We start from the raw sequence: 23,581 nt of genomic DNA, 5'->3' as shown, positions 1-23,581 counted from the left end.
TCGCACGTAAGGAACGCATTGTGCCACGAGCTCCGGTCCATATTGTCGGCTGCGGAGGTCACGCCAAGGTCATCGCCATGATGGTTGAGGCGGGTGACCAGCTCGACATCGTCTCCTTCATTGACCGGGACCCGGGTGAGGGCGCGTCTTTCCTGGGAAGGTCGGTACAGGACGAAGACACATTCCTCGAGGCTCGCTGTGGGGAAGCCGTCATCATCGCTCTCGGTGAAGGTGTGCGCCGCAGGGAAACCGTGACCCGCTACAAACAGGCCGGTTTCTCCAGCTTCCCTGCCATCGTGGCTTCGTCCGCCGCAGTGGCCGAAGGCGTCTTGATCGGTGAGGGGAGCGTAGTGATGCCTGGAGTGATTGTGAATCCCGGCGCGGAAATCGATGCCTTTTGTGTTCTGAATACGGGCGCGATCCTGGAGCATGATTGCAGGCTAGGCGATTATGCGGCGCTCGCTCCGGGCGCGACGGTGGGCGGCGATTGCCGGATCGGGGCTGGTGCCTATATCGGCATTGGTGCCGCCGTGTCCCACGGTCGCACGATCGGACAGAGTGCCGTTATTGGCGGCGGGTCCTTCCTGGCCTCCGACGCAGGCAGCGACGAATTATGGGGCGGTGTTCCCGCAGTCTTGATCCGTAAGCGCGCACCGGGCGCGACGGTGCTGTGAGGATATATGCAGAATAGTTCGGAAGCGGGCCGGGTCTTCGTCATTGCCGAAGCTGGGGTCAATCACAACGGCGACCTCGCCATGGCGCGCCGTCTGGTCGAAGCCGCAGCCGCAGCTGGCGCGGATGCCGTCAAGTTTCAGACCTTCTCGCTGGAGTCCATTGTCGCGGCAACGGCACCCATGGCTGACTACCAGAAAACCAACACCGGAGCCTCGGGTTCCCAGAAGGACATGCTGGCGGATCTTGAACTGCCGCTGGAAGCCTTTAGCGAGTTGGCCGCATATTCCGCCTCGCTCGGCATCGAGTTCATGTCGACGGCGTTTGACCCTGTCAGCCTTGATCATCTGTTGTTCCTGAAGGTGCGCCGCCTGAAAATTCCCTCGGGTGAGATCACCAATCCCGAACTGGTGCGGGCGATCGGCGGGGCCGGGCTGCCGGTGATCATGTCGTCCGGTATGGCCAATCTCGGGGAGATCGAGCAGGCACTCGGCTGGCTGGCTGAGAGTGGCGCGGGTGATATCAGCCTGCTGCATTGCGTCAGCGATTATCCGGCCGATCCGTCGGATGCGAACCTGGCGGCCATGGATACGCTCCGGACGGCTTTCGGGTATCCCATCGGCTGGTCCGATCATACGCTCGGCGATACCGTGACCATCGCTGCCGTGGCGCGCGGGGCGACGATTATCGAGAAGCACTTCACACTTGATAAGAACCTCCCGGGGCCGGATCACAAGGCATCTCTCGATCCGGCCGAGCTGAAGCGGATGGTCGATAATATCCGGATTACCGAGGCTGCTATCGGCAATGGCCGCAAGCAGCCGACGGAGGCGGAACGCAAGGTGGCACTGGTCGCCCGGCGCAGCATTGCCGCTCGCGCGGATATCGCCGAAGGGGCAGAAATCACGGCCGCTGACCTGACATATCTGCGACCGGGGGACGGTATCGCGCCGTCGCGGGCGGATATGGTCATCGGCCGACGCGCCGTGCGGGCAATTCCAGCGGGGACGCTTTTGAGTCTCGCTGATATCGGCTGACGCAAAAGTGCCTTGCCGCGGAGCTACTTCCGCCCCATCTACCCGCGCATGAAAACAATCACCGACCGTCCGGCGGCTCCGCCGTCGATCCTCAGCGCCGAGGATATGCTGACTGCGCGCGAGATTTCGGACTGGCTGCTGCAGATCTCCCGCGAGGGCCGTGATCTTGGTCGGCTCTGGGACGAGTTTTGCCGCCGCCTGGCTCTGGCTGGCGTTCCGGTCGAGCGCGGCACGGCGATCCTTATGGTGCTGCACGCGATCAAGGAAGGCGTGCATTGCGAGTGGCGCATGGGGCAGGGGGTCGAGGTCAAGCCCTGGCATTACGCGCCGGGCAATGCCAGGATTTATGAGGAAAGCCCCCTCCGGCTGGTGCATGAGACCGGGAGCTGGCTGCATCGGCGGATTGACGAGAAGAGTGCGGCGGAATTTCCGATTCTGGCCGACCTGAAGGCGCTCGGATACTCGGATTATCTTTGCGTGCCGATCATCTTCGCCAACGGCATGCGGAATGCGCTGACGTTTGCCAGTCGCGAAATACAGGGCTTCTCAGAGCGTGATATCGCCTTGCTGCAGCAGATCATGCCGACGGCGAAGATCGTGCTGGAGCTGATGTCCGTCTATCGCAGCATGGACGATGTACTTGCCATGTATGTCGGCCGTGAGCCCGGCGGCCGCATTCTTGCCGGCGAGGTCCGGCGCGGTGTGGTCAACACGATGGAGGCGGCGATTCTGGTCGCCGACATGCGCGATTTCACGCTGCTTTCCGACCGGCTCGGCGACAAGCAGACGGTGGAGCTGCTGGACGCCTATTACGACTGCATCATCCCGCCGATCCTGAAACATGGCGGCGAGGTGCTGAAATTCACCGGTGACGGGATCCTTGCGATTTTCCAGGATCCATCGGGTATCGGGGAGTGCCAACTCTGCCGGGGCGGTGCGCTTGAGGCCGCGATAGAAGGGCAGGCCTGTCTCGATGCGCTGGACACCTCGCGATGGGGAGCGGACGTCGAGGTCAAGGCGGGCGTTGCCCTGCATCACGGCAAGGTCGCCTTCGGCAATGTCGGCTCCGGCGAGAGGCTGGATTTCACGGTGATCGGCAAGGACGTGAATCTTGCCGCCCGGCTCGGCGCCAAGTGCCGCACCCTGCACGAGCCGATCCTGATGTCGAAGACCTTCGCCGAATGCCTGCCGGTTCCTGTCCGTAAACTTGGCGATTTCAGCCTGCGCGGCCTGCCCGGCACGCAGGACGTCTACGTCCCGGCGTGAGGCCATGTGCCGCGCAATCAAGACGCGGGTTGCCCCCTGAGCGGCCTCTTCCTGTAGGATTGCAGAGATGGCCGGTCCCGATACCAGATCGCCGGCGCGTGAAGAGGATCGCCGATTTGTCACCGAGCCCCGTTTTATCGATGCCTGATTTCGACACCGACCCGGCTTCTTGGGCGGCGTAGCGGCGATGCGTGACGATACGGAGCGGGGCAGCAAGACAGCTGCCGTTGTCGGCGGCGGTATCACCGGCTGTGCGACCGCGCTTGATCTCACCCGTCTCGGGTTTCAGGTGACACTCTACGAAGCCAAACCACTGCTTGGCGGCATCCTGAGGGATCTTGAGAGCGGCGGGAGATGGTATTTCAACGGATGCCAGTATCTGCGCACGGAGCAGGCCTGGCACAAGGCCCTGCCGGACGCGCTGCAAAACAATCTTTATCGGTTCGCGCACTATTACGGCTCCTATACCGATCTCGGTTTCGGTCCCGTCTCGCATGAGGATTTCGAGGCGCCCGTTTTCGATGCGCCGCCGGATGGTCTTGCCGATCCTGAGACCTACCGCGCATGCGCCAGTCTGGCGGACAGGATGCATTGTTATCCGCCGGCTATCGGTGACGCCGTGCTTGGATGGCTCAGACATCTCGGGGCCGATCCAGAAGCGATTGACGCGGGAAACGCCTACAACGTCCAGCTTGGGCGTCTCTACCTGCGCGGTGACGATAAAGAGATCGATACTCTGAAGACCGGCTCGCCCGTTGCGGACGATCTGCTGGGCTTGCCGCGCACTGTCCGGGGCGAGGGGCGCCCTGTCGGCAGTCTGCCAACCCATGGCTACAACGCCTTTTTCGATGTGTTCGAAACCATTCTGACCGAGGCAGGCGTCATTGTTTGCACAGGCCAGCCGGTCGTGCCGCGGTTCAAAGATGACACTGCCATTTTGAAGCTGCGTGGCGAGACCCTGAGGCCGGACCTGATCGTCTGGGCGGCGAACCCGACCCCGGTGATTGCCGCCGCCGGATTGGGGCGTCTTGATGATCCCTTTGTGGATATCACCGTGAGCGCGGGCAGCATCTCCGGCCCCGGGCTTCCGGCCGATCCCCATTATATGCAGGTCTACAGCACCGGCAGCCCGGTCACGCGCATTTTCACCTATCCGCGGGAGGACGGGCACTCCGTTACGGTCGAGCATATGCCGGACGGCAAAAGCGCGCCGGAATTGCAGGCGCATGTGCAGGAGATCTGCCGCTCCTTTTATGGCGATGTCCGGATCGAGGTCGCCGACCAGCAGCCGCAGCGCCGCCATATTTTCTTCTCGCCGGCGGACCGTGCGCGGTTCGACGCTTTCCGTGACCTCTGCACGACGCGCTATGTCAATTTCGTCGACGGCGCGTGGGAAAGCTACGCCCGTGATCCGAAGATCAACGGCATCGCATCGACCCTGCGCGCACGGCTGCCGCTGATCCGTCCCTAGAATTCGATCCCGGCCTGCGCCTTGAAACCCTGGCGGAAGGGATGCTTGATCTGGGTCATCTCGGTGACCAGATGGGCCGCCTCGATCAGCTCTTCCTTGGCGTTCCGGCCGGTGACGATGACATGCAGGTCTGGTCGTTTGTTTTTCAGGGTCTCGACGACTTCCTCAAGCGGCAGGTAATCGTAGCGCAGGACGATGTTCAGCTCGTCCATCAGCACCATGTCGATTTCGGGATCCGCCATCAGCTCCTTCGCCTGCTCCCAGGCGGCGCGGGCGGCGGCGATGTCGCGGTTCAGATCCTGGGTGTCCCAGGTGAAGCCTTCGCCCATGGTGCGGATGGAGATCTGATCCGCGAAGGCTTCCAGCACCTTGCGCTCGCCGGTCTCCCACTTGCCTTTGACGAACTGGACGACGCCGACATTCATGCCATGGCCAAGGGCGCGGCAAACCATGCCGAAAGCGGCTGTGCTTTTACCCTTACCCTTGCCGGTATGGACGATCAGCAAGCCGCCGGTCTCGGTTTTGGTGGCCATGATCTTGTTCCGGGCGGCCTTCTTCTTCGCCATCTTCTCGGCGTGGCGGGCGGCCTTTTCCGGGTCAATCTCGGTGCCAGTCTCGATATTCTCGTCGCTCATCATCTCACTCCCTCTTGCCGTCCATCATGACGCCCGGCGACCCGTGCGGGTCAACCGGCAAGCGCCGTCAATTCCTCGTGGGCCGCGTTCCGGCGTGGACGCCATAACCCGCGATCCAGCGCTTCCCTGAGCTTCGCAGCCATCTCCTTCAGTGCAGCCGGATTATGCCGCTCCAGGAAGGTGCGGACCTTGTCATCGCCGAGATAGGCATCGAACACGGCATCGAAATGGTGATCTCCGACGCAGCGCGCGGTGGCGGCGAAGGCGAACATGTAATCGACGGTCGCGGCCATCTCGAAGGCGCCCTTGTAGCCGTGCCGCATGACGCCCGCGATCCATTTCGGATTGACCACCCGGGCCCGCACGACCCGCGCGACTTCCTCTTCCAGCGAGCGGATACGAGGATGTTCGGGCCGGGAATGGTCGTTGTGATAGACCGTCGGCTGGGCACCCGAAAGATGCCGGATCGCAGCGGTGATGCCGCCCTCGAACTGGTAGTAATCGTCACTGTCCAGAAGGTCGTGCTCGCGGTTGTCCTGGTTGTGCAGTACCAGTTCCACATCCTTCAGACGCGACTCGAACAGCGCATGCGCGGCCTCGCCCTCGGTACCCTGACCGTAGGCATAGCCGCCCCAGGCGACATAAGCGTTGGCGAGGTCTTCCTCGTTTTCCCAGAGCTGCTCGTCGATCATTGCCTGCAGGCCGGCGCCATAGGCGCCGGGCTTGGAGCCGAAAACGCGATAACCAGCCTGCTTTTCCGCCGCCTCGCGACTGGCGCCCGCATTCTCAAACGCGTCCGCATCGGCTTTGTAGCGCGCCGCGAGCGGGTTCTGTGCGGCGGGCTCGTCCAGCGTCGCAACCGCACGGGCGGCGCTGTCCAGCAGGTCTATCTGGAACGGGAAGGCATCCCGGAAGAAGCCGGAGACCCGGAAGGTGACATCGACACGCGGCCGGTCGAGCACGGAGGCGGGCAGGATCTCGAAGCCGGTGACGCGGCCACTGGCAACGTCCCATTCCGGCTTCACCCCCATCAGGGCGAGGGCCTGGGCTATATCGTCACCGCCGGTCCGCATGTTGGCGGTGCCCCAGGCGGAGATCGCCAGCCGCTCCGGCCAGGCGCCATTCTCCTGCCGGTAGCGTTCCAGCAGCAGGCAGGCGGATTTCCAGCCGAGCTGCCAGGCGGCCGGGGTCGGCACCGCGCGGGTATCGACGGAATAGAAATTCCGGCCCGTCGGCAGCACGTCCGGCCGTCCGCGTGTCGGCGCGCCGGAGGAGCCTGGAGCAACGAACCGCCCGTCGAGCCCGGTCAGCAGGCCCTTCAGTTCCGCATCGCCGCAGCTTGCGACCGTTGGGCGAAGGTGGCTGTCGACGGCCTCCAGTACGGTCCGGGTGCGCTGCCAGTGGGACAGGGCTTCTCGGCGCCCAGCGATAAGATCGTGAGCCAGCAATTCCAGCCGCTCGATCGTGTCGCCATGGGTTCGCCAGAGCTGCTCATCGGCATCCGCAAGCGCGTCCGGACGAATTCCTTCCCAAGGCAGGCCCATGTCGGCGGCCAGTGGATCGAAGGGCTCGCCGTCCAGCTCAAGCCCTAGGTCACGCGCCAGCGCCCGCTGCAGGGAGGCGTCGCCGCCATCGCCCTTACCGCGCGGCACACGGACCAGAGCGGTCAGCAGGTCGTCGAGCAGACGGCCTTCCGGTGCGGCACCGAAGATATGCAGCCCGTCCCGGATTTGTAGTTCCTTCAGCTCGCAGAGATAGCCGTCCAGCCGGTTCAGCTTCTCCGCTTCATCCTCCCGGTCAGAGAGGCCAAGATCCTTGTCGATGCCAATGGTTGCCATCTTTTCCAGGATTTGCTGGGACAACAGCGTCAGGCGGCGTGGATCGACGCCTGCGGCCTGATAATATTCGTCCACCAGCGCTTCCAGTTCCTTCAGCGGGCCGTAGCTTTCAGCCCGAGTCAGTGGCGGTGTCAGATGGTCGATGATTACGGCGGCAGACCGGCGCTTCGCCTGCGTTCCCTCGCCCGGATCGTTGACGATGAAGGGATAGAGGTTCGGCAGTGCGCCGAACACGGCCTCCGGATAGCAGCTCTCGGACAGGGCCAGTGACTTACCCGGCAGCCATTCCATGTTGCCGTGCTTGCCCATATGCACGATTGCATGGGCGCCGAACTGCTCCCGTAGCCAGATATAGAAGGCGAGATAGCCGTGCGGCGGGACGAGGTCCGGAGAGTGATAGGTCTCGGTCGGGTCGATATTGTAGCCGCGCGCAGGCTGGATGCCGACGAGCACATTGCCGAGGCTGAGCACCGAAAGCCGGAAGGCATCGCCGGAGACGAACGGATCGCTTTCAGGCTTCCCCCAGCGTTCCTCAATCTCGGTGCGGACTGTCTCCGGAAGCTGTGCAAAAGCCGCCTTGTAGGTTTCGAGGGACAGCAGCGCGCCGCCCTTGCGGGAGGCCCGGTCGGAGAGATCGTTTGTCGGTCCTACGGAGAGTCTGCCGATCAGGGCATCGCCGTTGATCGGGATATCGCGCACGCCATACCCGGCCTCGGCCAGTGCGCGCAGCACGGTGACCGTGCCGGCAGGGGTGTCCAGCCCGACGCCGTTGCCGAGCCGTCCGTCCTTGTTCGGATAATTGGCAAGGACGATGGCCAGCTTGCGCTCTTTCGGAGTGGCTGCGCGCAGGTGGGCCCATGACGATGCGAGCCTCGCTGCGAAGGCAATGCGATCCGGGACGGGCTCGTACGTAACGAGGGAGCATTCCGTGGCTTCGTCGCGCCGGGCTTCCGCCTTGAAAGAAACGGCGCGGGTCAACACCCGTCCGTCGACCTCCGGCAGGGCCACGTTCATGGCGATGTCGCGGGCGGAGAGGCCGTTGGTCGAGGCCTCCCAATTCTCCCGGTTGCCGCCGGAGAAGATCACCTGCAGCACCGTGCAATCGCCGCCGTCGAATGGGGTTTCCGTACCCGGCGCGCCCGGTTTGGAAACCGCAAACCCGGTGGCGTTCAGGATCACGCCCGGCGGCGCCTGCTCGATGGCCCCGCGCACAAGCCCGGCGGAAACCGGGTCTTTCAGGCTGGAGACAAAGATCGGCACCGGGGCCAGTCCCTCGGCGCGCATCGCCTCGATCAGTGCATCGACTGGAGCCGTGTTGCCGGCCTGTACCAGCGCCCTGTAGAAGACGATGGGCGCCGGATGCGCGCCGGGTTCAGACGCGGCCAGCACCTCTTCCAGAGACGGGTGAGCGCGGCCCGGCAGATAGTACCCCGCCTTTGGAAGAGGTGCCGGCTCGCGCCACTCGGTCTCGGTTCCGATCAGGCTGGTGGCGAAACGGATGGCCTCGGCGGCATTGCCGATCCCGCCCTCGATCATGTAGCGCCAGAGCCGCTGTGTTGCGGCGGTATCGAGGCTGCCATACCCGGTCAACTCCGGGTCCGGCTGATCGTCGCCGGGCAGGAAGGCGAGTGGGATCTTCTTCTTCCGGCAGATGGCCGCGAGCTGCTCGACGCCATAGGGCCAATAGCCCGTGCCGCCGATCACCCGCACCACGATCATCTTGGCGTGGACGACCATCTCTTCGACATAGAGGTCGACGGAGAGATTGTGTCCGAGCTGCATCAGGTTCGCCAGCCGCAGGCTGGGGAACGGGCCGTCATGACCCGCTGTCACCTGTGCATAGCCTTGCGCGAGGCAGGCGAGTTCGGTGTCCGCTGCGCTCAGGAACAGGATGTCGCCCGGCGTTTGGCCGAGATCGACGGCTTCGCTGCCGTCGGTGACCGAGCCGGGAGTAGCCGCGAGGAGATGCATGGAGCCTCCGCCTTATGCGGGTGGGTCTGCGGGGCGGGTGTTACCCGGCGATGGCGCTGGTGATGGCGTCCCGGTCGAGCCCGTGATGGCCGATCACCACGAGCCGGGAGGCGCGGGTCTCGCCTGCCTGCCAGTCGCGGTCGAAATAGCGCTGGATGCGCGGGCCAACGCCCTGGATCACCTGCCGCATCGGCTTGCCCGGAATATCGAGAAAGCCTTTTACGCGCAGAATATCATGGTTTTGGACGGCGGCGATGATCCGTTCTTCGAGCGCGTCGGCGTCTTCGATCACGCCGAGCGGCATGACGAAGCTGTCGAAATCCTCGTGGTCGTGCTCGTGCCCGTCGTCATGATGCGAAGGGCGGCTGTCGAGATCGTCTTCCGCTGCCGCGCCAAGGCCGAGCAGCACGTCCGCGCCGAGCTGGCCATGGGCGCTGGTGACGGTCTTCACCGCGCTCCGGAGATAGGGCGCAACGGCTTCCCGAACCTTGGCAAGCCCGGCGTCGTCCAGCAGGTCGGTCTTGTTCAGCACCACCATGTCGGCGCACTGAAGCTGTTCCTCGAACAACTCCTCCAGCGGGCTTTCATGATCGAGGGATTCGTCTGCCGTGCGCTGGTCCTGCACTGCGTCGTGATCGTCGGCGAAGCGGCCTTCGGAAACGGCGGCCGCGTCGATCACGGTGACCACGCCGTCGACAGTGATGCGGGTCCGCACTTCCGGCCAGGCGAAAGCTTTCACCAGCGGCTTTGGCAGGGCAAGGCCGGAGGTCTCGATGATGATGTGATCCGGGCGTTCCGGCCGTGCCAGGATGGCTTCGATGGCGGGCAGGAAATCGTCCGCCACGGTGCAGCAGATGCAGCCGTTGGCGAGCTCCACCACATCGTCCTCGCTGCAGCCTTCGATGCCGCAGCCGGTCAGCAGTTCCCGGTCGACGCCGAGATCGCCAAATTCGTTGATGATGAAGGCGAAGCGGCGGCCGCCGTTATTTTCGACCAGATACCGGATCAGGCTGGTCTTGCCGGCGCCGAGAAAGCCGGTGATGACGGTGGCGGGGATCTTCTCTGTCATGTCTTCTGTCTCCTGGGCCTTCCACGACATTATGCCTTGGACCGGTGCGTTGCGCTCTCGTCACCGAACGGAAGACCGTGCCCTGATCACACCCCGGATCAAGGCGGGCGACGATGCTGACGGCAGGTCTCCTGGCTCGCCGGGTCATAACGTTCTGTCCGCCTTCCCGGATGCAGGAAATCCTGCGTCCAGTGGCTTCGGGACAGACCGCTCGCCGGCTACAGTTGCGGGGGCAGCCGCGGCTTGATCCGGCAGACACGCCGAACCGACCGCGTTCCCTTTTGATCCCCCCTCCGAATGAAAGGGCGGGAACCGTAAGCAAAACCGTTGTCGGACGGCGTGGGGGCAGTGTCAAGGGAGCGCGTCGACGGAGAGGCTGAAATCGGCTACATTCATGACTATATCGAAGGGAAGCCCCGCCCCGGCGGGCCGGAACCGGACATCCAGAAATGGCCATCACAGCGACGGCTTCGATAGCGCCTCAACTCAGCACCCTGAACCGCAATGGAACGGGACAGACAAGCTCGCCCACGGAATCCGGCGCACCTGTTGCGGCGGAAAACAGTGCGGCGGTTGCCGCAACCACGGTTCTGGGAACGTCCGGCCAGCAAAGCGCTGCCGTGTCGCAAGCCCAGTCCGAGCTGCGCTCCGCAGAGGATGCCGTCGCCCGGCGCGAGGCCGAGTTGAGCGATGCACAAAGCGCCGCTGCCGCCGCCTCCGACCGGGCTGACCAGCGCCGCCGGGCTTTGTCCGAGGCGGAGGGAGCCGAACGGGTTGCCCTTGCCGAAGACCTCCAGCGTGGCTCCCTGGTTAATATTTCCGTCTGAAAATCAGGACCGTTTGAGGCTCAGGATTTCCGCCGAGATTGTGAGCGTAACCCGCTCGCCATCTCCGTAATAAGGGTTCGTGCGGAAAGTGAGCCAGCTCGGGAAAACGGTGAGCTGGCCATTCTTGGGAGCGACCAGCATGGGGCTGCCAACAGGATCAATGGGTAATCCTGCTAGACTGGCGGCACCACGGGGGTCGTCGATCTCGATAGTCCCGCTCTCGGGTGCGTCGGCGTTGGGTGTGTCGCCGGCCTCGACCGTATAGATCATCGTCAGGTGATGTCCCGGTTTGAGATGGCTTTTTTCATAGGCGCCGTAGCGCAGCACCGTCGCCGAGCCAGAGAGCCGGGCGTTGAATGTGCAGTCACCTCCGGCGATCTGCGGCACCACAGTCTGGACGGCGCCGAGGGCGGTTTGCCGGATGGTGTCGATGCCCTTGTCCTGCCAGTCGAATAGATTCCCGCCGGATCGCCAGCCGCCGATAACGCCACCGGCATTCTGCTCGCCTGATGCCTCACGGGTCAGAACGGCGGCTTTCAGCGCGTCATTGAGCGGCGCGCTGCCTTCGATGGCGAACATGAACAACCGGGTCGGGAAAACCTCGAGAATATCCGTGCGGGAATCGAACTTCAGTTCCATCGGCCAGCCCCCTGCAATCACGTCCGTGTCCGGCTACTTCCATAGCATGCCAGGGCGACGCTCGGTCAAACACCGGTTTGTCGTAGTTTTGTGAAGGCCGGGAAGAAAAGCGGTGAGAGACCGTCCGGCGCCTTCCCGCTTGGCCCCACGCTTATGGGCCCGCCGCCGCAATCCGGTATTTTCTGCTCACTGCTCGAGCAAAGCCGGTTCGTAGGTGTGAGCTCCGTCCGGGCCGATCCATGGAGTTTCGCCGGGTTCCGGCTCGAGAGCGGCTCGCACCGGTTGTTCTGTCACCGCGCAGCAGGCGAGCCCCAGTCGCCGCAGCGTTTTCGGTGCCGTTTAGTTGAGGCGTTTGTTCAGGTGTGGCGAAATTCTTCGCATACCTGTCGAACGGCTGTCTGACATGAGCTGGCGGAAAAACCACGCTGGCCCGCACCGAGAACATCCTCCGGGGCAAGGATTTGGCTTGTCCGGCAGCGCATTATGGCCGTACCCCGTTGTTCCATTCCTTCCAGAGCACAGGCCAGCGGAAAGCGTGCTTCAACGTTGCTGTGACTGGAAAGTTTGACTCCGGGCATTACCTTGCCCTTCATTGCCAAAGGCGCGGATTTTGCTGACCAGGATGACAAGGCCGTGCGGCAGATCGATAACATGCAGACTCCCGGCTGACGTCATGCCGTTTTGTTTCAGCGCATCGCCGCCGTTGAGCGGGCCCGCGTTGGCGGAGCGGAGAGTAGGGCGCGGCGCAATTCCGGCACTGGGGCCAGTCCAGACCTTAGATGCCGCCAATGCCCGTTCGCTCAGCAGCAGGCGCGCTTCCGTCCGGTCGCCAGGCGCAATCACCGTTCGCAAATAATCGATAGGATAGGTCATGAATTGATGGTTTTTCACGCATTTTGTATAGCGCTTAAATTGATTAACCTTTACGCATTGAATAACGGGACAATCGAAATATGAGTGAGCTCAACTAAAAAGTGAACTTTTTGCATTTTGATAAGCCGATATTCCGGGTATCATTTCAATCTTTTTTCGAAAATTTCCCACCTGCCGGATGCACTGATGTCTCCTCTGAATTTGAAAAAAATTCTTATCACTTATCATGCCCTTTCAGGCTTTCCCTCGGTAGTCGCCCAAGATTTCTGGAGCGGGCTGGAGAGGGCCGGAATTAACGTCATCGGAAAAACCCTTCCCGAATACGAGCGTAATATCGGGTTTAAGGAAATGATCCGGTTTCGCCTGCTCATGAACATGACCATGGATACTTTAAAGCATTTCCAGCGGGTCAAAACACTCAGCTGGATGCAGGACAATCCATTCATGGTTGGTGACCGGGGAGTATGTAGCGATCCAGATCAATACTTTCTCTGTGCGGACGCGGACCACATCAGCGAAGTCAACTACTGGTTCGACGCCGTCAATCCAGCAATTCACGTGCCGCATTGGGCGACCATGATGACCCCGGCGATCATGGATCGCGAGTTTATCGAGAAAACCTTTTCTGATCGGCCAATAGAGCTCCTGTTCGTCGGTAGCGTTGATCTTGAGGAGTTGAAGAAGGACCTCAAGAAACTGAACGCGCTTCCGTCCCACCTGCTCGATCTGGCAACGGGGACTCTTGATCTGATGCGGTCTGGCGATACCCGCTCGGTAACCCGCATTGGCATGGCGGTGGACGATTCGTTAGGTATTGGACTTTATTCCGACGACAGGAAGATTTTCCGCGAGATTATGACACGGGTTGACGCTTTCGTTAGGGGTGAGAACCGGGTGAATTTGTTTCGCGCTCTCAACGGTATCGACATCAAAGTTGTGTCCCCGCACCGTGAGGCGATTTCTTCATTGGCGGGGCGAGGGGTAAAGCAGCTGAAAGACTCCAACTTCCGAGGATCAGATCCTTTTATCCTCGGATTGTACGCGATGTGCCACGCGAAGCTGATGATCAACAATCTACCCAATTACCGTAACGGTGTTACCGAACGTTTTTTCAATGCCCAGGCCAGGGGAGCGGCTGTGCTTTCTGAAAAGAACAGCTACCTGGAAAATAACTTCACGGATAATGAGGACGTATTCCTTTACGATCCGTACAACCTTTCGGATATAAAAGAGCGGGTGCGGTATATCCTGAGTGACCAGGAGAAACTGAAGGAAGTGGCATTAAGTGGGTTCGACAAGACCCACAGTCAGCACCTCATTGGCAATCGACTCGATCTGATCTTGAGCAAGCATTGAGGGAAATGGTTGAGGTTGCAGGCACCGGAGATGACGCTGCCGGATTTCAGGCTGAATAAAGCTCAGACCTGATGCCGTTCAATCTGTCATCCAGTACCTGCTGTTCCTGAGGTGCGAGTAGTCCGCGCCATTCGTCTTTGGGTGGCGTACGCCGCCCGTCTTCCTGGATTGGCGGAACATTCTCCAACGCAACCGCCAGAAAATCGGCCAGTGTTGAGCGGTAGCGGGCCTCATCGGCGACCATGTCCTCGAACCGGCCGATGGAAATCTCCAATCCGGCCCTCCGTTCCTTCTGGGCATCTTCCCAACCTTTCAGCCATGTCAGGAGGCTCGGATAATAAATTCGTGCAAGTAAAGTCACTTGCTCTTTCGCCGGCAGGTAACTGTATCCAGCATAGACATGGTTGAGGCGGGAAAGGATCTCTGCCGACTTAAGAGAGTATCCGTGAAAAGAAGCCAGAGCCTGCCGCGGATCGCGGGTTTGCACGAAGATTTTGTCGACGCCGCTTGCCGCAAGCCTTTCAAGTGACTCCTTCGTCGGGCTGAGATGGCTGTGGCAGGCGAAACGCCCTTCAACGAAGGCCTTCAGATAAGCGTCCTGTAAAGGAACGTCGATACGTGGCGCCAATTCGCCGAAGCCCAGTTCCATTGTTGGACGGTGGGTGAAGGTGGCCAGGGTTTTTGTCAGGTTGCTGCTGGCACTTCGTGGCATGCCGATGATGCAAAGCGGCGTCCGGATCTCTGCCGTCGCCGGAGGCTGTCTCCCGACATGATAGGCGAGGCCGTGTTCCAGCCAGGCTTCGGCCTCATCGTACCTGCCGGCCGAGACCAGAGTGCGGCCCATAAGGAAGGCGAGCCGGGCATCTCCAGGTTTGGCCGCGATCAGCATTCGGAGCCAGCCGAGTGCGGTATCCGGGTGCCCGCTCAATCGGGCGGCTTGATAACGCTCGAGGACCTGCTGCTCGTTTAAGGCTTCGTCGGGGTAGAAGTGCATGAGTCTCTCCGGCCTTAAGTCGCAGCATTATTATTCCGTCCCTGGCGGGCTTACTGCCCGCCGTTCTTCGCGAAATATTCCAGCGCCTTTTCGGCCATGTAGAGGTCGAAGGCGTCGTGGATGTCGATGCCGGAGGCGACATCGTCGATCTCCAGGATATCGACCTTCATGCCGGTCCGTTTGCCGGCCCGGATCAGGTCGGCGCGGATGGCGGAGGCGAGGCCGGTATCTTCACGGAACAGAGGCTTGCGGGTCTGGCGCGGGCCGTAGACGGCCATCCAGTCGAACACCCGCTGCCATTCCCCGTCCGCGTTCCGGGACCAGAAATTCTTGTGCGTCTTGTTGGCGACGAAGACCGTCTCCAGGCTGTCATCCGCCTTCAGCCGGTTGACGCATTCGGCGATCCATTCCGGCTTGCGGAAGATATCCGTCGGTTGCAGGAAGACGACGATGCCGAACGGCCCATCGATCTCTTCTGCCCGCTCCAGTGCATCTTTCAGCACCGGCTCGGTCGGTGTCAGATCTTCTGCCAGAGAGCCTTCGCGCATGAAGGGGCACCAGGCCCCAGCGGCAACGGCGGCATCGCGGATTGCTTCGCTGTCGGTGGTGACCAGCACCCGGTCACAGACGCCGGAGGTGAGCGCATGCTCGACGGAATGGGCGATCAGCGGCTTTCCGCCGATCGGCTTGACGTTCTTGCCGGGCAGTCCCTTGGAGCCGCCGCGAGCGGGCAGGATGGCGAGAACGCGGTCAGACTTTGTCATGCGATGGAATTCCTGAGTTCGGTAAAGCGGTCCGCGACCATTTCGGCCATGGCGAGGCTCATGTCGTCGCGGATATCGACAAGGGCCCAGAACTGGTCGACCACCTCGAAGCCGACCGCGTCGCCGAGACGACGGCCCTCGCGGATCAGCTCCGGCCGGGTGGCGAGCGCGAGGCCAACGACTTCCTGGAAATAGGTCGAGCTGCGCCGGTCGCCGCCCGGATCGAGAGCCTGGATGGTGCGGTCAGGATCGAGTCGCCACAGGCTGGCGTCGAATTCACGGACGCAGACCACGCTGTCGAGATGATCGCGGGCCGCGAGATTCTCCGCCGTGCGCCGGATCAGGCCACGCGGCCGGAACGGATGGGTCGGCTCGACGACGACGACCTGTTTTGCCGGGTGGGCATCCAGCACGTCCACCAGCGCGTCCGAATAGCTCTCGGCTTTGCGGTCATGGATGGTGATCCGGTCTGCGAAGGGCGCGGCCTGGGCTTTCACCGCGTCATCGTCGGCGGTCAGCACGACATGCGCTTCCGGCAGATCTTCCAGCACCGCCTCTATGGTGCGGACAAGGCTGGAGGCGCCGTGCAGCGGCTTCACCAGCTTTGGGGTCGAACTGGCGCCGGAATAGACGGGGATGATGGCAAGGATGTCACTCATGGCGCGCTCGTCCGGATGTAATCGATAACCTCGGCGACGCGTTTGGCGCGGCCCTCGTCGCGGCCCTGATGGATACCGTGATGGTGATAGACCCGGAGGCCCGGCTCATAGAGGATTTCGTGGCCGAGCGCGATCATGCGCTTGCCCCATTCCCGGTCCTCGACGCCCCGGATCTCCTCATCGAACGGATGCTCGTCCCAGATCGATTTGCGGATGCCCGAGTTGGCGTTGTGGAAGAAGTAATCCCGGCGCTGGCGCACCCGCTCGTCCCGGAAGGTGGTCCAGAGATCGCGCCGGTCGATGGCGCTGGTATCGGGCAGCGGCTCCTGCCGACCATAGATGCCGCAGAGTTTCGGATCGCCGTCCGGGCCGAGATGGGCCAGCAGGTAATCCGCCCAGAGCTCGTCCACCGGCACGCAATGCGAGGAGATCAGCGCCACGGTGTCGTATTTCGCGGCGGCGATGCCGATATTCAGGGCTCGGCCGTAAGAGAATTCCGCGCGGCTGATATACTGGATGTTCACGCCATAGGCTTCGGCGATCGGCAGCGTATCGTCGGTGGAGTCGTTATCCACCAGGATGACGTCGATATCCTTCACCCGCTGATGCTTAAGTGCGGTCAGGCAGCGCCCGATCCAGGCGGCCTCGTTCTTGGCCCGCAGAACGACACTGATCATGACTGCCTCCAGTCGTCTTCATCCACCACGCCGAAATCGAGCGCGGCGCCCTCGGTTAGGGCGTACAGCACCTTCTTGCCGAGCACGGAGGGCTTCAGCGCGGCGGCGATGCCGGGCCCGCCCGTTTCCTCCGCGATGTCCGCTTCTTCCAGCACCTTGCCGAGCGGGATAGGCCGGGCGGCCTTCAAAGTCGGCCGGGCCAGCCTGTGCAGCTCAATGCGCGCAACCTGGGTCGGTGCGAACAGGATGGTTCCTCTGAGGTCGCCCGTCTCCTGCATCGCCCGCAGCCGTTCCAGCGCGTCGAGATCGTGCACCAGAAAGGCGGGTTTCGTGCCGGCCTTGAGCAGCGGCGGTTCGGACAGGTGGTCGGCTGGAACGACGATGTCGAAATCTTCCGCCACCTGCAGCAGCTGCTCGTGCCGAATCGCATCCAGGGCAATCGGCCAAGCTTCTGCCTCGACTGTATCCGCATGGTCGCCGAGCAGGATCACGCCGTGCTTGAAATGCGTGTCCTGATCGCTGGCGGGTCTGATTTTCATGCTCCGGCTTACCCCGCATTCCGCATGGCGTCGCGTATTGCATCGATTGACAGGACGCCCGGATTGGCTTTCTGGAAGGCGATCACCGCCTGGTCGAGATTCATGCCGAGCCCGTTCCGTGTTTTCAGCCCGCGTGCGGCCGCCAGCGACATCAGCGGGGTTTCCGCCGGCTGATAGATGATGTCATAGACCAGCGCGCCGACAGGTAGGGCGGCGATCAGGGCGTCCGCATCTGTGCCGAGCGGAGTGCCCGCGTCGCCATCCTGATATCCGGCGGACGTGCAGTTCACCAGCAGGCCGCAGTCGGAGAGCAGCTCCGTTGTCAGCGGCAGCGCTGCCGCTGAGACATGGCCGCCGAGCTTTGCTGCCGCCTCTTCGGCCTTCGCCGGGGTCCGGTTGGCGACCACCAGCTCTTTCACCGCACCGGCAAGATAGGCCGCGACTGCGATCCCGGCCCCGCCAAGCCCGATCAGTACCGCCTTGCGGGAGGCGAGATCGGGCAGGGCGTCGGCAATCTGTGACAATGCCCCGGCCCCGTCCGTATTGGCGCCGACCAGCTCGTCACCGTCCCGGTAAATCGCATTTACCGCGCCGATCCGCTCAGCTTCTGGCTCCAGCCGGTCCAGCAGTTTCGCGACTTCCTGCTTATGCGGCACCGCGACCGCGCCGCCGATATAGCGTTTGTCTGCCTTCAGCGCCGTGACCAGTCCCGCCAGATTTTCCGGCGTCACATCCATCGGTACCATCGCGGCGTCAATGCCGCCAACCTTGAAGGCTGCGTTCCAGAGCAGCGGCGAGCGCGCGCCCTTCGACGGCGTCAGCCCGAGAATAGCGGCGAATTTAGCGGTGGCGATGCTTGGGTCGTTGTCGAGAAAGTCCTGCACGTGGATGCGGTCCCGGGTAGCGGTTCGGAAAGCGGCGGAAAGCCGCCGGAAAACTCGAATGATGGTTTAGCGCAGGTCAGGTGGGAGAGGGAAGGGTGAAGAACACGGTCAAGCCACTGTAGAGCCTTGCTCCTCGTCCGTCGTTACCAATCGTGGGTCGATTTTGGCGAGCTCAAAAATTGCGGTACGGCTGATGTGCGTTTTCGATTGACGGATCGTTGGTGTCAGATGCTCGCCTGCACTTCTTCAGGTCTTAGCGCGAAATGCGACGATCCGGTTCCGCCCCGCTCTTTTTGCCTCATAGAGTGCAAAATCAGCATTCTTCATGAGGTGTTCTGGGTCGGGAGATACATCATTCAGCTCCGCGAGCCCGAAGCTGCAAGTCACGTTGAAGGCGGTTGCGTTCGCTTCAAATGTAATCTCTGAAATGCCGATGCGTACGCGTTCGAGGAAAGCTAGAGCCGCATCCTCGGGCGACTCTGGCAGGATGAAACAGAACTCCTCCCCGCCGATCCGCGCAACGATGTCAGAAGAGCGCAGAGTGTCCTTGAGAAATCCCGCGAGCCTTTGCAGCACTAGGTCGCCGACACCATGGCCGTGCGAGTCATTGACCGCCTTGAAATGGTCGATGTCCATGATGACGATCGCCAGAGGACTTCCGTAGCGATGGGCCCGCTCGATCTCACGGTTCAGGCAGACGTCAAGATGGCGCCGGTTATAAAGTCCCGTCAGCGGGTCTCTTGTCGCCAACTCGGTCAGCTTCCGGTTGGCTTCACCAAGGTCGTGTGTTCGTTCGTCGATTCTGCTTTGCAGTGTTTCGTTGAACTCCTTGAGAGCGGCAATCATGACCGAAAAATGTTCGGTCAACTCCTTGACCTCTCGCCATCCACCACCCTCTGGCGGTTTATCCCATTCGCCTTTGGCAACTTTCGCGGTGTGTGCCCGCAATTTCTCGATTGGCTTCGCAATGAAGAAAGACAGCCCTACTCCCGCGAGGATCGCGAGAAGGATGATGGAGAACTCCGCAATATAGATCAGCTTCTTGTTGCGGTTCACCAGAGACGCGACTTCGTCTTCGTTGATCTTCACGACGAGCCCCCAATCGAGCTCCCGGATGTAGCGCGTCGAAGCCAGGACGGGCCTTTCCAGATAGTCTGGGGCGAAGCTCATGACGATCTCGTTGCCCAGCATGGCTCGAATGATCGGGACGTCGAGCCGGTCCTTCGCAACACGTCGCCGGAATGCAGCCGTCTGATCGTATTTAAGAGGGACGGCGAACAAGGCGTCGCCGCTCTCGTGGCGCACGGCGAACAGCCATTCGCCGGTCTCGCCCAGTCCGGCACGCTGCTGCACCAGTTCGGTAATAAAGTCTGTCTCGAATGCGAGACGGACATAGCCCGTGACTTTGTTGTCGAACACCAGCGGAGCGACGCTGGTGGCAACAACATCGTCGCCGTCCTGTGTCAGTTGGATGCTCACCTTGAAGACCTGATCAGATTCGAGTCGCCAGGGTATCGGCGCGGACGACGTTGAGGCGACAAGATTGCTCTTCCGGTCATAAACAGAGATCTCTTTCAGAAGAGTGAGCCCCTGCCTCGCATCGAAGATGATACGGGCAATATCATCGGCATAGGCCGTGTCGTGGGTCCGGTTCCACTCTGCCATGTCGTGCCGAAGCTGTGTTCGGCTGGCAACGAGGGACGTTGTGTCCCTGATCCGTTCGACAGCGCCCAAAAGGCGCTGCTTGGCGATAAGGGAGAGGGCCGAAAGATTCTCGGAGAACAATTGGCGTGTGTACTGGCCGAACTGGCCATTCAGATACTGCAGGCCAAAGAACATGGGAGCTGCGGACACGATGACAAAAGCAATAATCAAGAGATGCTTGAGACGCATCGTTGTCGATCTCCTTCTCGAGGCGCTTTTTTTTGCGGGAAGCGCCAATCCCCAACACAGACAGAGCGGTTGTGCGCGAAAGTGGTGAAAATTTCGCTAACGGCATCGGTTGACAGGGGGCAACAGAGTGTCCCTATCCGCGAACAATCACCCCCTCCCAATCTGCTATCATCATCCCATCTCTCATGAAGCGCAGCAGTTCCGCCGCGCTCTGAGTTTTGGAGATCAGTGATGTCGATCCGCGCCGTGAAGTCCGAGTCTCATGCCCAGCCGACGATGGAAGGAGCGGGGGTGCATCTGCATCGGGTGTTCGGTTTCGGGGATACGTCCGAGACCGATCCGTTCCTGATGATGGACGATTTCCGCAACGACGATCCGGCGAAATACGCCGCCGGGTTTCCGTGGCACCCGCATCGCGGCATCGAGACCATCACTTATGTGCTGGCGGGAGAGGTCGAGCACGGGGATTCTCTCGGCAATCATGGAGTCCTCGGAGCGGGCTCGGTGCAGTGGATGACGGCGGGCTCCGGCATCATGCATCAGGAGATGCCGCGCGGAAACGCCAGCGGCCAGATGCACGGCTTCCAGCTGTGGGCCAACCTGCCCTCGGCGCACAAGATGACCACGCCGCGCTATCAGGATATTTCCGGTGGGGACATTCCGGAAATCACCGACGATGACGGCACGAAGGTGAAGATCATCACCGGCAATTTCTGGGGCAAGCGGGGCCCCGTCGACGGTATCGCCGCCGATCCGCTCTATCTCGATATCTCGGTTCCTCCGAACACGACCAAACGGCTACCGGTGGATACCCATGCGAACGCATTCGCCTATATCTTCGCCGGCGCCGGACGCTTCCGGGACGCATCGAACCCGGTGGGCGTGCTGGTGGAAAAGGAGTTCGCCGGCGAGGAGCTGACTGTACGCGACATGTCCGGTAACCGTACGCTGGTCAAGTTCGACAGTGGCGACGAGATCAGCGTTACGGCAGGGCCGGAGGGCATCCGCTTCCTGCTCGTCGCCGGCAAGCCGATCAAGGAGCCGGTGGCTTGGCACGGCCCGATCGTGATGAACACGAAGGAAGAGCTCCGGCAGGCGATCCACGACCTGAACAATGGCACCTTCATCCGCGAAGGTGCGACGGGGATCTGAGGGTTAACCGTCATCCCGGACCTGATCCGGGATCTTCCGAATGTCGGGCGCCGCTCTAAGGCCCAAAGGTCCCGGCTCTTCGGCCGGGATGACGGGTGAGAGGCGGCTACTTCTTGTGCTGCGCCTGCTGGTCGAAGAACGAAGCCGTGGAGGGCAGTTGCGGCAGGCTGATCTCGTAGGGGATCGCGCGGACCCGTCCCGTCCGGACGCCGCGCACAATGGTGCCTTCGAACTTGTTCGGCATCGGGCTGGGTGAGACCGGAACTGAATCTTCCGCAGAATAGACCGAGATGAACAGCGTGCGTGGGTTTGCCGAGCGGTTCGGGGCGGAGCCGTGCAGCAGGCGGGTGTGCATCAGGCAGACCGAGCCCGCCGGGCCGGTGCAGAGTGCCGCCTTTTTCTGGCATTCCGTCGCGATATCATCGTCGATGGCCCCAGTGAAAACACCGTCATGCCAGAGCCCGTGGATCTCGCCCCTGTGCGAGCCCGCCAGCACTTCCAGCGGGCCGTTCTCTTCCGTCACCTCATCCACCATCAGCAGCGCAGTGATCACGTCGTCGTTGGTGTGCGGGGTAAAGGGGAAATCCTGGTGCCATTTCACCTGGGTGGCGCCGCCGGGCAGCTTGGAATTGATCTTCGAGTGGTGGAATTTCAGGTTCGGGCCGATCAGGTCCGCGACGCAGTCGGTCATGTGACTGGAAGCCATCGCCTCGTAATAGGCCTCGGAGACCTCGACCGGCGCATTGACCCGGCGCAGGCCCGGTTTCTCTGCCGTGTGGCCCGGCTCGACGTCAAAGCGCGGCTTGGCGTTGATGGTCTCGCCATAGGGGGAGGCATGCCCCCGGCTTTCCTCGACCCAGCCGCTGAAGGTATCGCGCAGCCGACCCAGAAGGTCCGGCGATACCGCGTTTTCGATGGTGAGGTATCCGTCGCGCCAGAAGGCATCCTTTTGCGCGTCGCTGAGACCGGCCATCGCATCTTCTCCCGTGCTTGCGTGTGAACCGTCTTCAGGCTACGGACTGAGCCCATGATGGTGCAAGCATTCCTCAACAAAGTTTCCGACAAGAGCGCGCGAATTGGCGTGATCGGACTCGGTTATGTCGGCCTGCCCCTGGCGCTCGCCTGCTTGAAGGCCGGGTTTCGGGTGACTGGCTACGATATCGATGCTGCGAAGATAACAGCGCTGACGGCGGAGCAATCCTACCTTCCGCATATCCCGGTGGACGGGATTGGCGAGCGGATCACGAATGGGGATTTCCTCGCGACGGACAACATCACCGATCTCGGCGATGCCGACGCGGTGCTGATCTGCGTGCCGACGCCACTGACACCGGAGCGCGACCCCGATCTGCGCTATGTCCGCGATACCACCGCGGCGCTGGCTCCGGTGCTGAAGTCGGGCGCGTTGGTGGTGCTGGAATCGACGACATATCCGGGCACTACGGACGAGGTGCTGCGGCCAATTCTGGAAAGCGCGGACCACACGGTCGGTGAGGATCTCTTCCTCGCCTTCGCACCGGAGCGGGAAGATCCCGGCAACGCGGATTATTCTATCGGCCGTATTCCGAAGGTGGTCGGCGGCGTTGACGAGGCCTCCGGAAAACTCGCCGTCGCGCTCTACAGTGCCGTGCTGGACAAGGTCGTGCCGGTCTCTTCGGCCGCAACGGCGGAGGCGGTGAAGATCACCGAGAATGTGTTCCGGGCGGTGAATATCGCCCTGGTGAACGAGCTGAAGGTGATCTACGGCGCCATGGATATCGATGTCTGGGAAGTCATCGAGGCGGCCTCGACCAAGCCTTTTGGCTACATGCCGTTTTATCCGGGACCGGGCCTCGGCGGTCACTGTATCCCGATCGATCCGTTCTATCTCGCCTGGAAAGCCCGCAGCGTCGGCCAGTCGACCCGCTTTATCGAGCTTGCGGGCGAGATCAACCGGGCTATGCCGGACTATGTTATCGACCGGCTGCGCGAGGCGGTGGACCGGCAATCTGGCAAGGGCCTGAACGGCGCAGACATCCTGCTGATCGGCATGGCCTACAAGAAGAACGTGGCCGACCAGCGTGAAAGCCCGGCCCTGACCATTCTGGAGAAGCTCCAGGCGGCCGGAGCGAAGGCCGGATTCCATGACCCATGGATTCCGGAAATCCTGCCGAGCCGCGAATTCGGTGCGCTCGCGGGCTGCAAGAGCGAGGCACTGACGCCTGAGCGCCTGGCTGCGGCGGATGCGGTGCTGATCGTCACGGATCATGACGATGTGGAGTATGGCCTTATCGCGGAGCATGCCCGGCTGGTCCTCGATACTCGAAACGCGATGCGGTCACGGGGGTTCGAAGGTACGCATATCGTTCCCGCCTGAGTACATCGG

General features: G+C 61.9%; 21 protein-coding genes and 1 riboswitch. Of the genes, 8 read left to right on the top strand and 13 right to left on the bottom strand.

Features of this window, described 5'->3' with window-relative positions:
* Positions 1–20 precede the first annotated feature (20 nt).
* The 4 genes from VOI22_RS19560 (at position 21) to VOI22_RS19545 (ending at position 4,446) form a co-directional block, all read left to right on the top strand.
* Positions 21–674, top strand: coding sequence for an acetyltransferase (locus VOI22_RS19560; RefSeq protein ID WP_323798124.1), 654 nt, complete (start codon positions 21–23; stop codon positions 672–674).
* 6 nt (positions 675–680) lie between these two features.
* Positions 681–1,709 (top strand): N-acetylneuraminate synthase, encoded by a 1,029-nt coding sequence (gene neuB, locus VOI22_RS19555; protein WP_323798123.1) that lies wholly within the window; start codon positions 681–683, stop codon positions 1,707–1,709.
* 12 nt (positions 1,710–1,721) lie between these two features.
* Positions 1,722–2,975 carry an adenylate/guanylate cyclase domain-containing protein gene (locus VOI22_RS19550; RefSeq protein ID WP_323798122.1) on the top strand — a complete coding sequence of 418 codons (1,254 nt, stop codon included), beginning with the start codon at positions 1,722–1,724 and terminating at the stop codon, positions 2,973–2,975.
* A 187-nt stretch (positions 2,976–3,162) separates the two neighbouring features.
* Positions 3,163–4,446 carry an FAD-dependent oxidoreductase gene (locus VOI22_RS19545; RefSeq protein ID WP_323798121.1) on the top strand — a complete coding sequence of 428 codons (1,284 nt, stop codon included), beginning with the start codon at positions 3,163–3,165 and terminating at the stop codon, positions 4,444–4,446.
* Here the strand turns inward: VOI22_RS19545 and cobO are convergent.
* From cobO to cobW, 3 genes are read right to left on the bottom strand one after another with little or no spacing between them, the layout of a single operon-like run.
* Positions 4,443–5,084, bottom strand: a complete 642-nt coding sequence (gene cobO, locus VOI22_RS19540; RefSeq protein ID WP_416366268.1) for a cob(I)yrinic acid a,c-diamide adenosyltransferase — start codon at positions 5,082–5,084, stop codon at positions 4,443–4,445. The two genes, VOI22_RS19545 and cobO, sit on opposite strands and share 4 nt — an antisense overlap.
* Before the next feature lie 47 nt (positions 5,085–5,131).
* Entirely contained in the window at positions 5,132–8,890 is a 3,759-nt protein-coding gene (gene cobN / locus VOI22_RS19535) for a cobaltochelatase subunit CobN (RefSeq protein ID WP_323798119.1), read from the bottom strand.
* Positions 8,891–8,930: 40 nt separating this feature from the next.
* On the bottom strand, positions 8,931–9,959 hold the full coding sequence (gene cobW, locus VOI22_RS19530; protein ID WP_323798118.1) for a cobalamin biosynthesis protein CobW: 1,029 nt from the start codon (positions 9,957–9,959) through the stop codon (positions 8,931–8,933).
* Positions 9,960–10,062: 103 nt separating this feature from the next.
* Positions 10,063–10,291, bottom strand: a riboswitch (cobalamin riboswitch).
* A gap of 117 nt (positions 10,292–10,408) precedes the next feature.
* On the opposite strand from cobW, the gene VOI22_RS19525 reads away from it, so the two are divergent.
* The gene (locus tag VOI22_RS19525) at positions 10,409–10,786 is read left to right on the top strand and encodes a hypothetical protein (protein ID WP_323798117.1); all 378 of its coding nucleotides are present in this window, start codon (positions 10,409–10,411) and stop codon (positions 10,784–10,786) included.
* 3 nt (positions 10,787–10,789) lie between these two features.
* Here VOI22_RS19525 and VOI22_RS19520 read toward each other — a convergent pair whose 3' ends face one another.
* Together VOI22_RS19520 and VOI22_RS19515 are read right to left on the bottom strand one after the other, a co-directional pair.
* The gene (locus tag VOI22_RS19520; protein ID WP_323798116.1) at positions 10,790–11,425 is read right to left on the bottom strand and encodes a putative 2OG-Fe(II) oxygenase; all 636 of its coding nucleotides are present in this window, start codon (positions 11,423–11,425) and stop codon (positions 10,790–10,792) included.
* Between the two features lie 540 nt (positions 11,426–11,965).
* Positions 11,966–12,298, bottom strand: a complete 333-nt coding sequence (locus VOI22_RS19515; protein WP_323798115.1) for a hypothetical protein — start codon at positions 12,296–12,298, stop codon at positions 11,966–11,968.
* Positions 12,299–12,484: 186 nt separating this feature from the next.
* Between VOI22_RS19515 and VOI22_RS19510 the strand changes: the two genes are divergently transcribed.
* On the top strand, positions 12,485–13,654 hold the full coding sequence (locus VOI22_RS19510) for a glycosyltransferase (RefSeq protein WP_323798114.1): 1,170 nt from the start codon (positions 12,485–12,487) through the stop codon (positions 13,652–13,654).
* 46 nt (positions 13,655–13,700) lie between these two features.
* On the opposite strand, the gene VOI22_RS19505 is transcribed toward VOI22_RS19510, so the two are convergent.
* From VOI22_RS19505 to VOI22_RS19475, 7 genes are all read right to left on the bottom strand, one after another.
* Positions 13,701–14,648: a tetratricopeptide repeat protein gene (locus VOI22_RS19505; RefSeq protein ID WP_323798113.1), complete on the bottom strand. Its 948-nt coding sequence runs from the start codon at positions 14,646–14,648 to the stop codon at positions 13,701–13,703.
* 50 nt (positions 14,649–14,698) lie between these two features.
* A complete protein-coding gene (locus tag VOI22_RS19500; RefSeq protein WP_323798112.1) occupies positions 14,699–15,412 on the bottom strand; it encodes an acylneuraminate cytidylyltransferase family protein in 714 nt (237 codons plus the stop codon).
* Positions 15,409–16,071, bottom strand: a complete 663-nt coding sequence (locus VOI22_RS19495; protein ID WP_323798111.1) for a hypothetical protein — start codon at positions 16,069–16,071, stop codon at positions 15,409–15,411. The genes VOI22_RS19500 and VOI22_RS19495 overlap by 4 nt, the downstream gene beginning before the upstream one ends.
* On the bottom strand, positions 16,068–16,748 hold the full coding sequence (locus VOI22_RS19490) for a glycosyltransferase family A protein (protein WP_323798110.1): 681 nt from the start codon (positions 16,746–16,748) through the stop codon (positions 16,068–16,070). Before VOI22_RS19490 ends, VOI22_RS19495 begins: the two co-directional genes overlap by 4 nt.
* Positions 16,745–17,287: a hypothetical protein gene (locus tag VOI22_RS19485; protein WP_323798109.1), complete on the bottom strand. Its 543-nt coding sequence runs from the start codon at positions 17,285–17,287 to the stop codon at positions 16,745–16,747. Before VOI22_RS19485 ends, VOI22_RS19490 begins: the two co-directional genes overlap by 4 nt.
* A gap of 8 nt (positions 17,288–17,295) precedes the next feature.
* The gene (locus tag VOI22_RS19480; protein ID WP_323798108.1) at positions 17,296–18,171 is read right to left on the bottom strand and encodes a shikimate dehydrogenase; all 876 of its coding nucleotides are present in this window, start codon (positions 18,169–18,171) and stop codon (positions 17,296–17,298) included.
* A gap of 246 nt (positions 18,172–18,417) precedes the next feature.
* Positions 18,418–20,064, bottom strand: a complete 1,647-nt coding sequence (locus VOI22_RS19475; RefSeq protein WP_323798107.1) for a diguanylate cyclase — start codon at positions 20,062–20,064, stop codon at positions 18,418–18,420.
* Between the two features lie 231 nt (positions 20,065–20,295).
* Here VOI22_RS19475 and VOI22_RS19470 point away from each other — a divergent pair, with 231 nt between their 5' ends.
* A complete protein-coding gene (locus VOI22_RS19470; protein WP_323798106.1) occupies positions 20,296–21,216 on the top strand; it encodes a pirin family protein in 921 nt (306 codons plus the stop codon).
* 106 nt (positions 21,217–21,322) lie between these two features.
* Here the strand turns inward: VOI22_RS19470 and VOI22_RS19465 are convergent, their stop codons facing one another.
* Positions 21,323–22,189 carry a phytanoyl-CoA dioxygenase family protein gene (locus VOI22_RS19465; RefSeq protein ID WP_323798105.1) on the bottom strand — a complete coding sequence of 289 codons (867 nt, stop codon included), beginning with the start codon at positions 22,187–22,189 and terminating at the stop codon, positions 21,323–21,325.
* A gap of 54 nt (positions 22,190–22,243) precedes the next feature.
* Between VOI22_RS19465 and VOI22_RS19460 the strand changes: the two genes are divergently transcribed.
* The gene (locus tag VOI22_RS19460) at positions 22,244–23,572 is read left to right on the top strand and encodes a nucleotide sugar dehydrogenase (protein WP_323798104.1); all 1,329 of its coding nucleotides are present in this window, start codon (positions 22,244–22,246) and stop codon (positions 23,570–23,572) included.
* Positions 23,573–23,581: the final 9 nt, after the last annotated feature.

It is taken from the genome of Nisaea sp., from assembly GCF_034670185.1.
GTDB lineage: Bacteria > Pseudomonadota > Alphaproteobacteria > Thalassobaculales > Thalassobaculaceae > Nisaea.
Note: the sequence above shows the minus strand (reverse complement) of the source record. Positions and strands in the feature narration are given on the sequence as shown.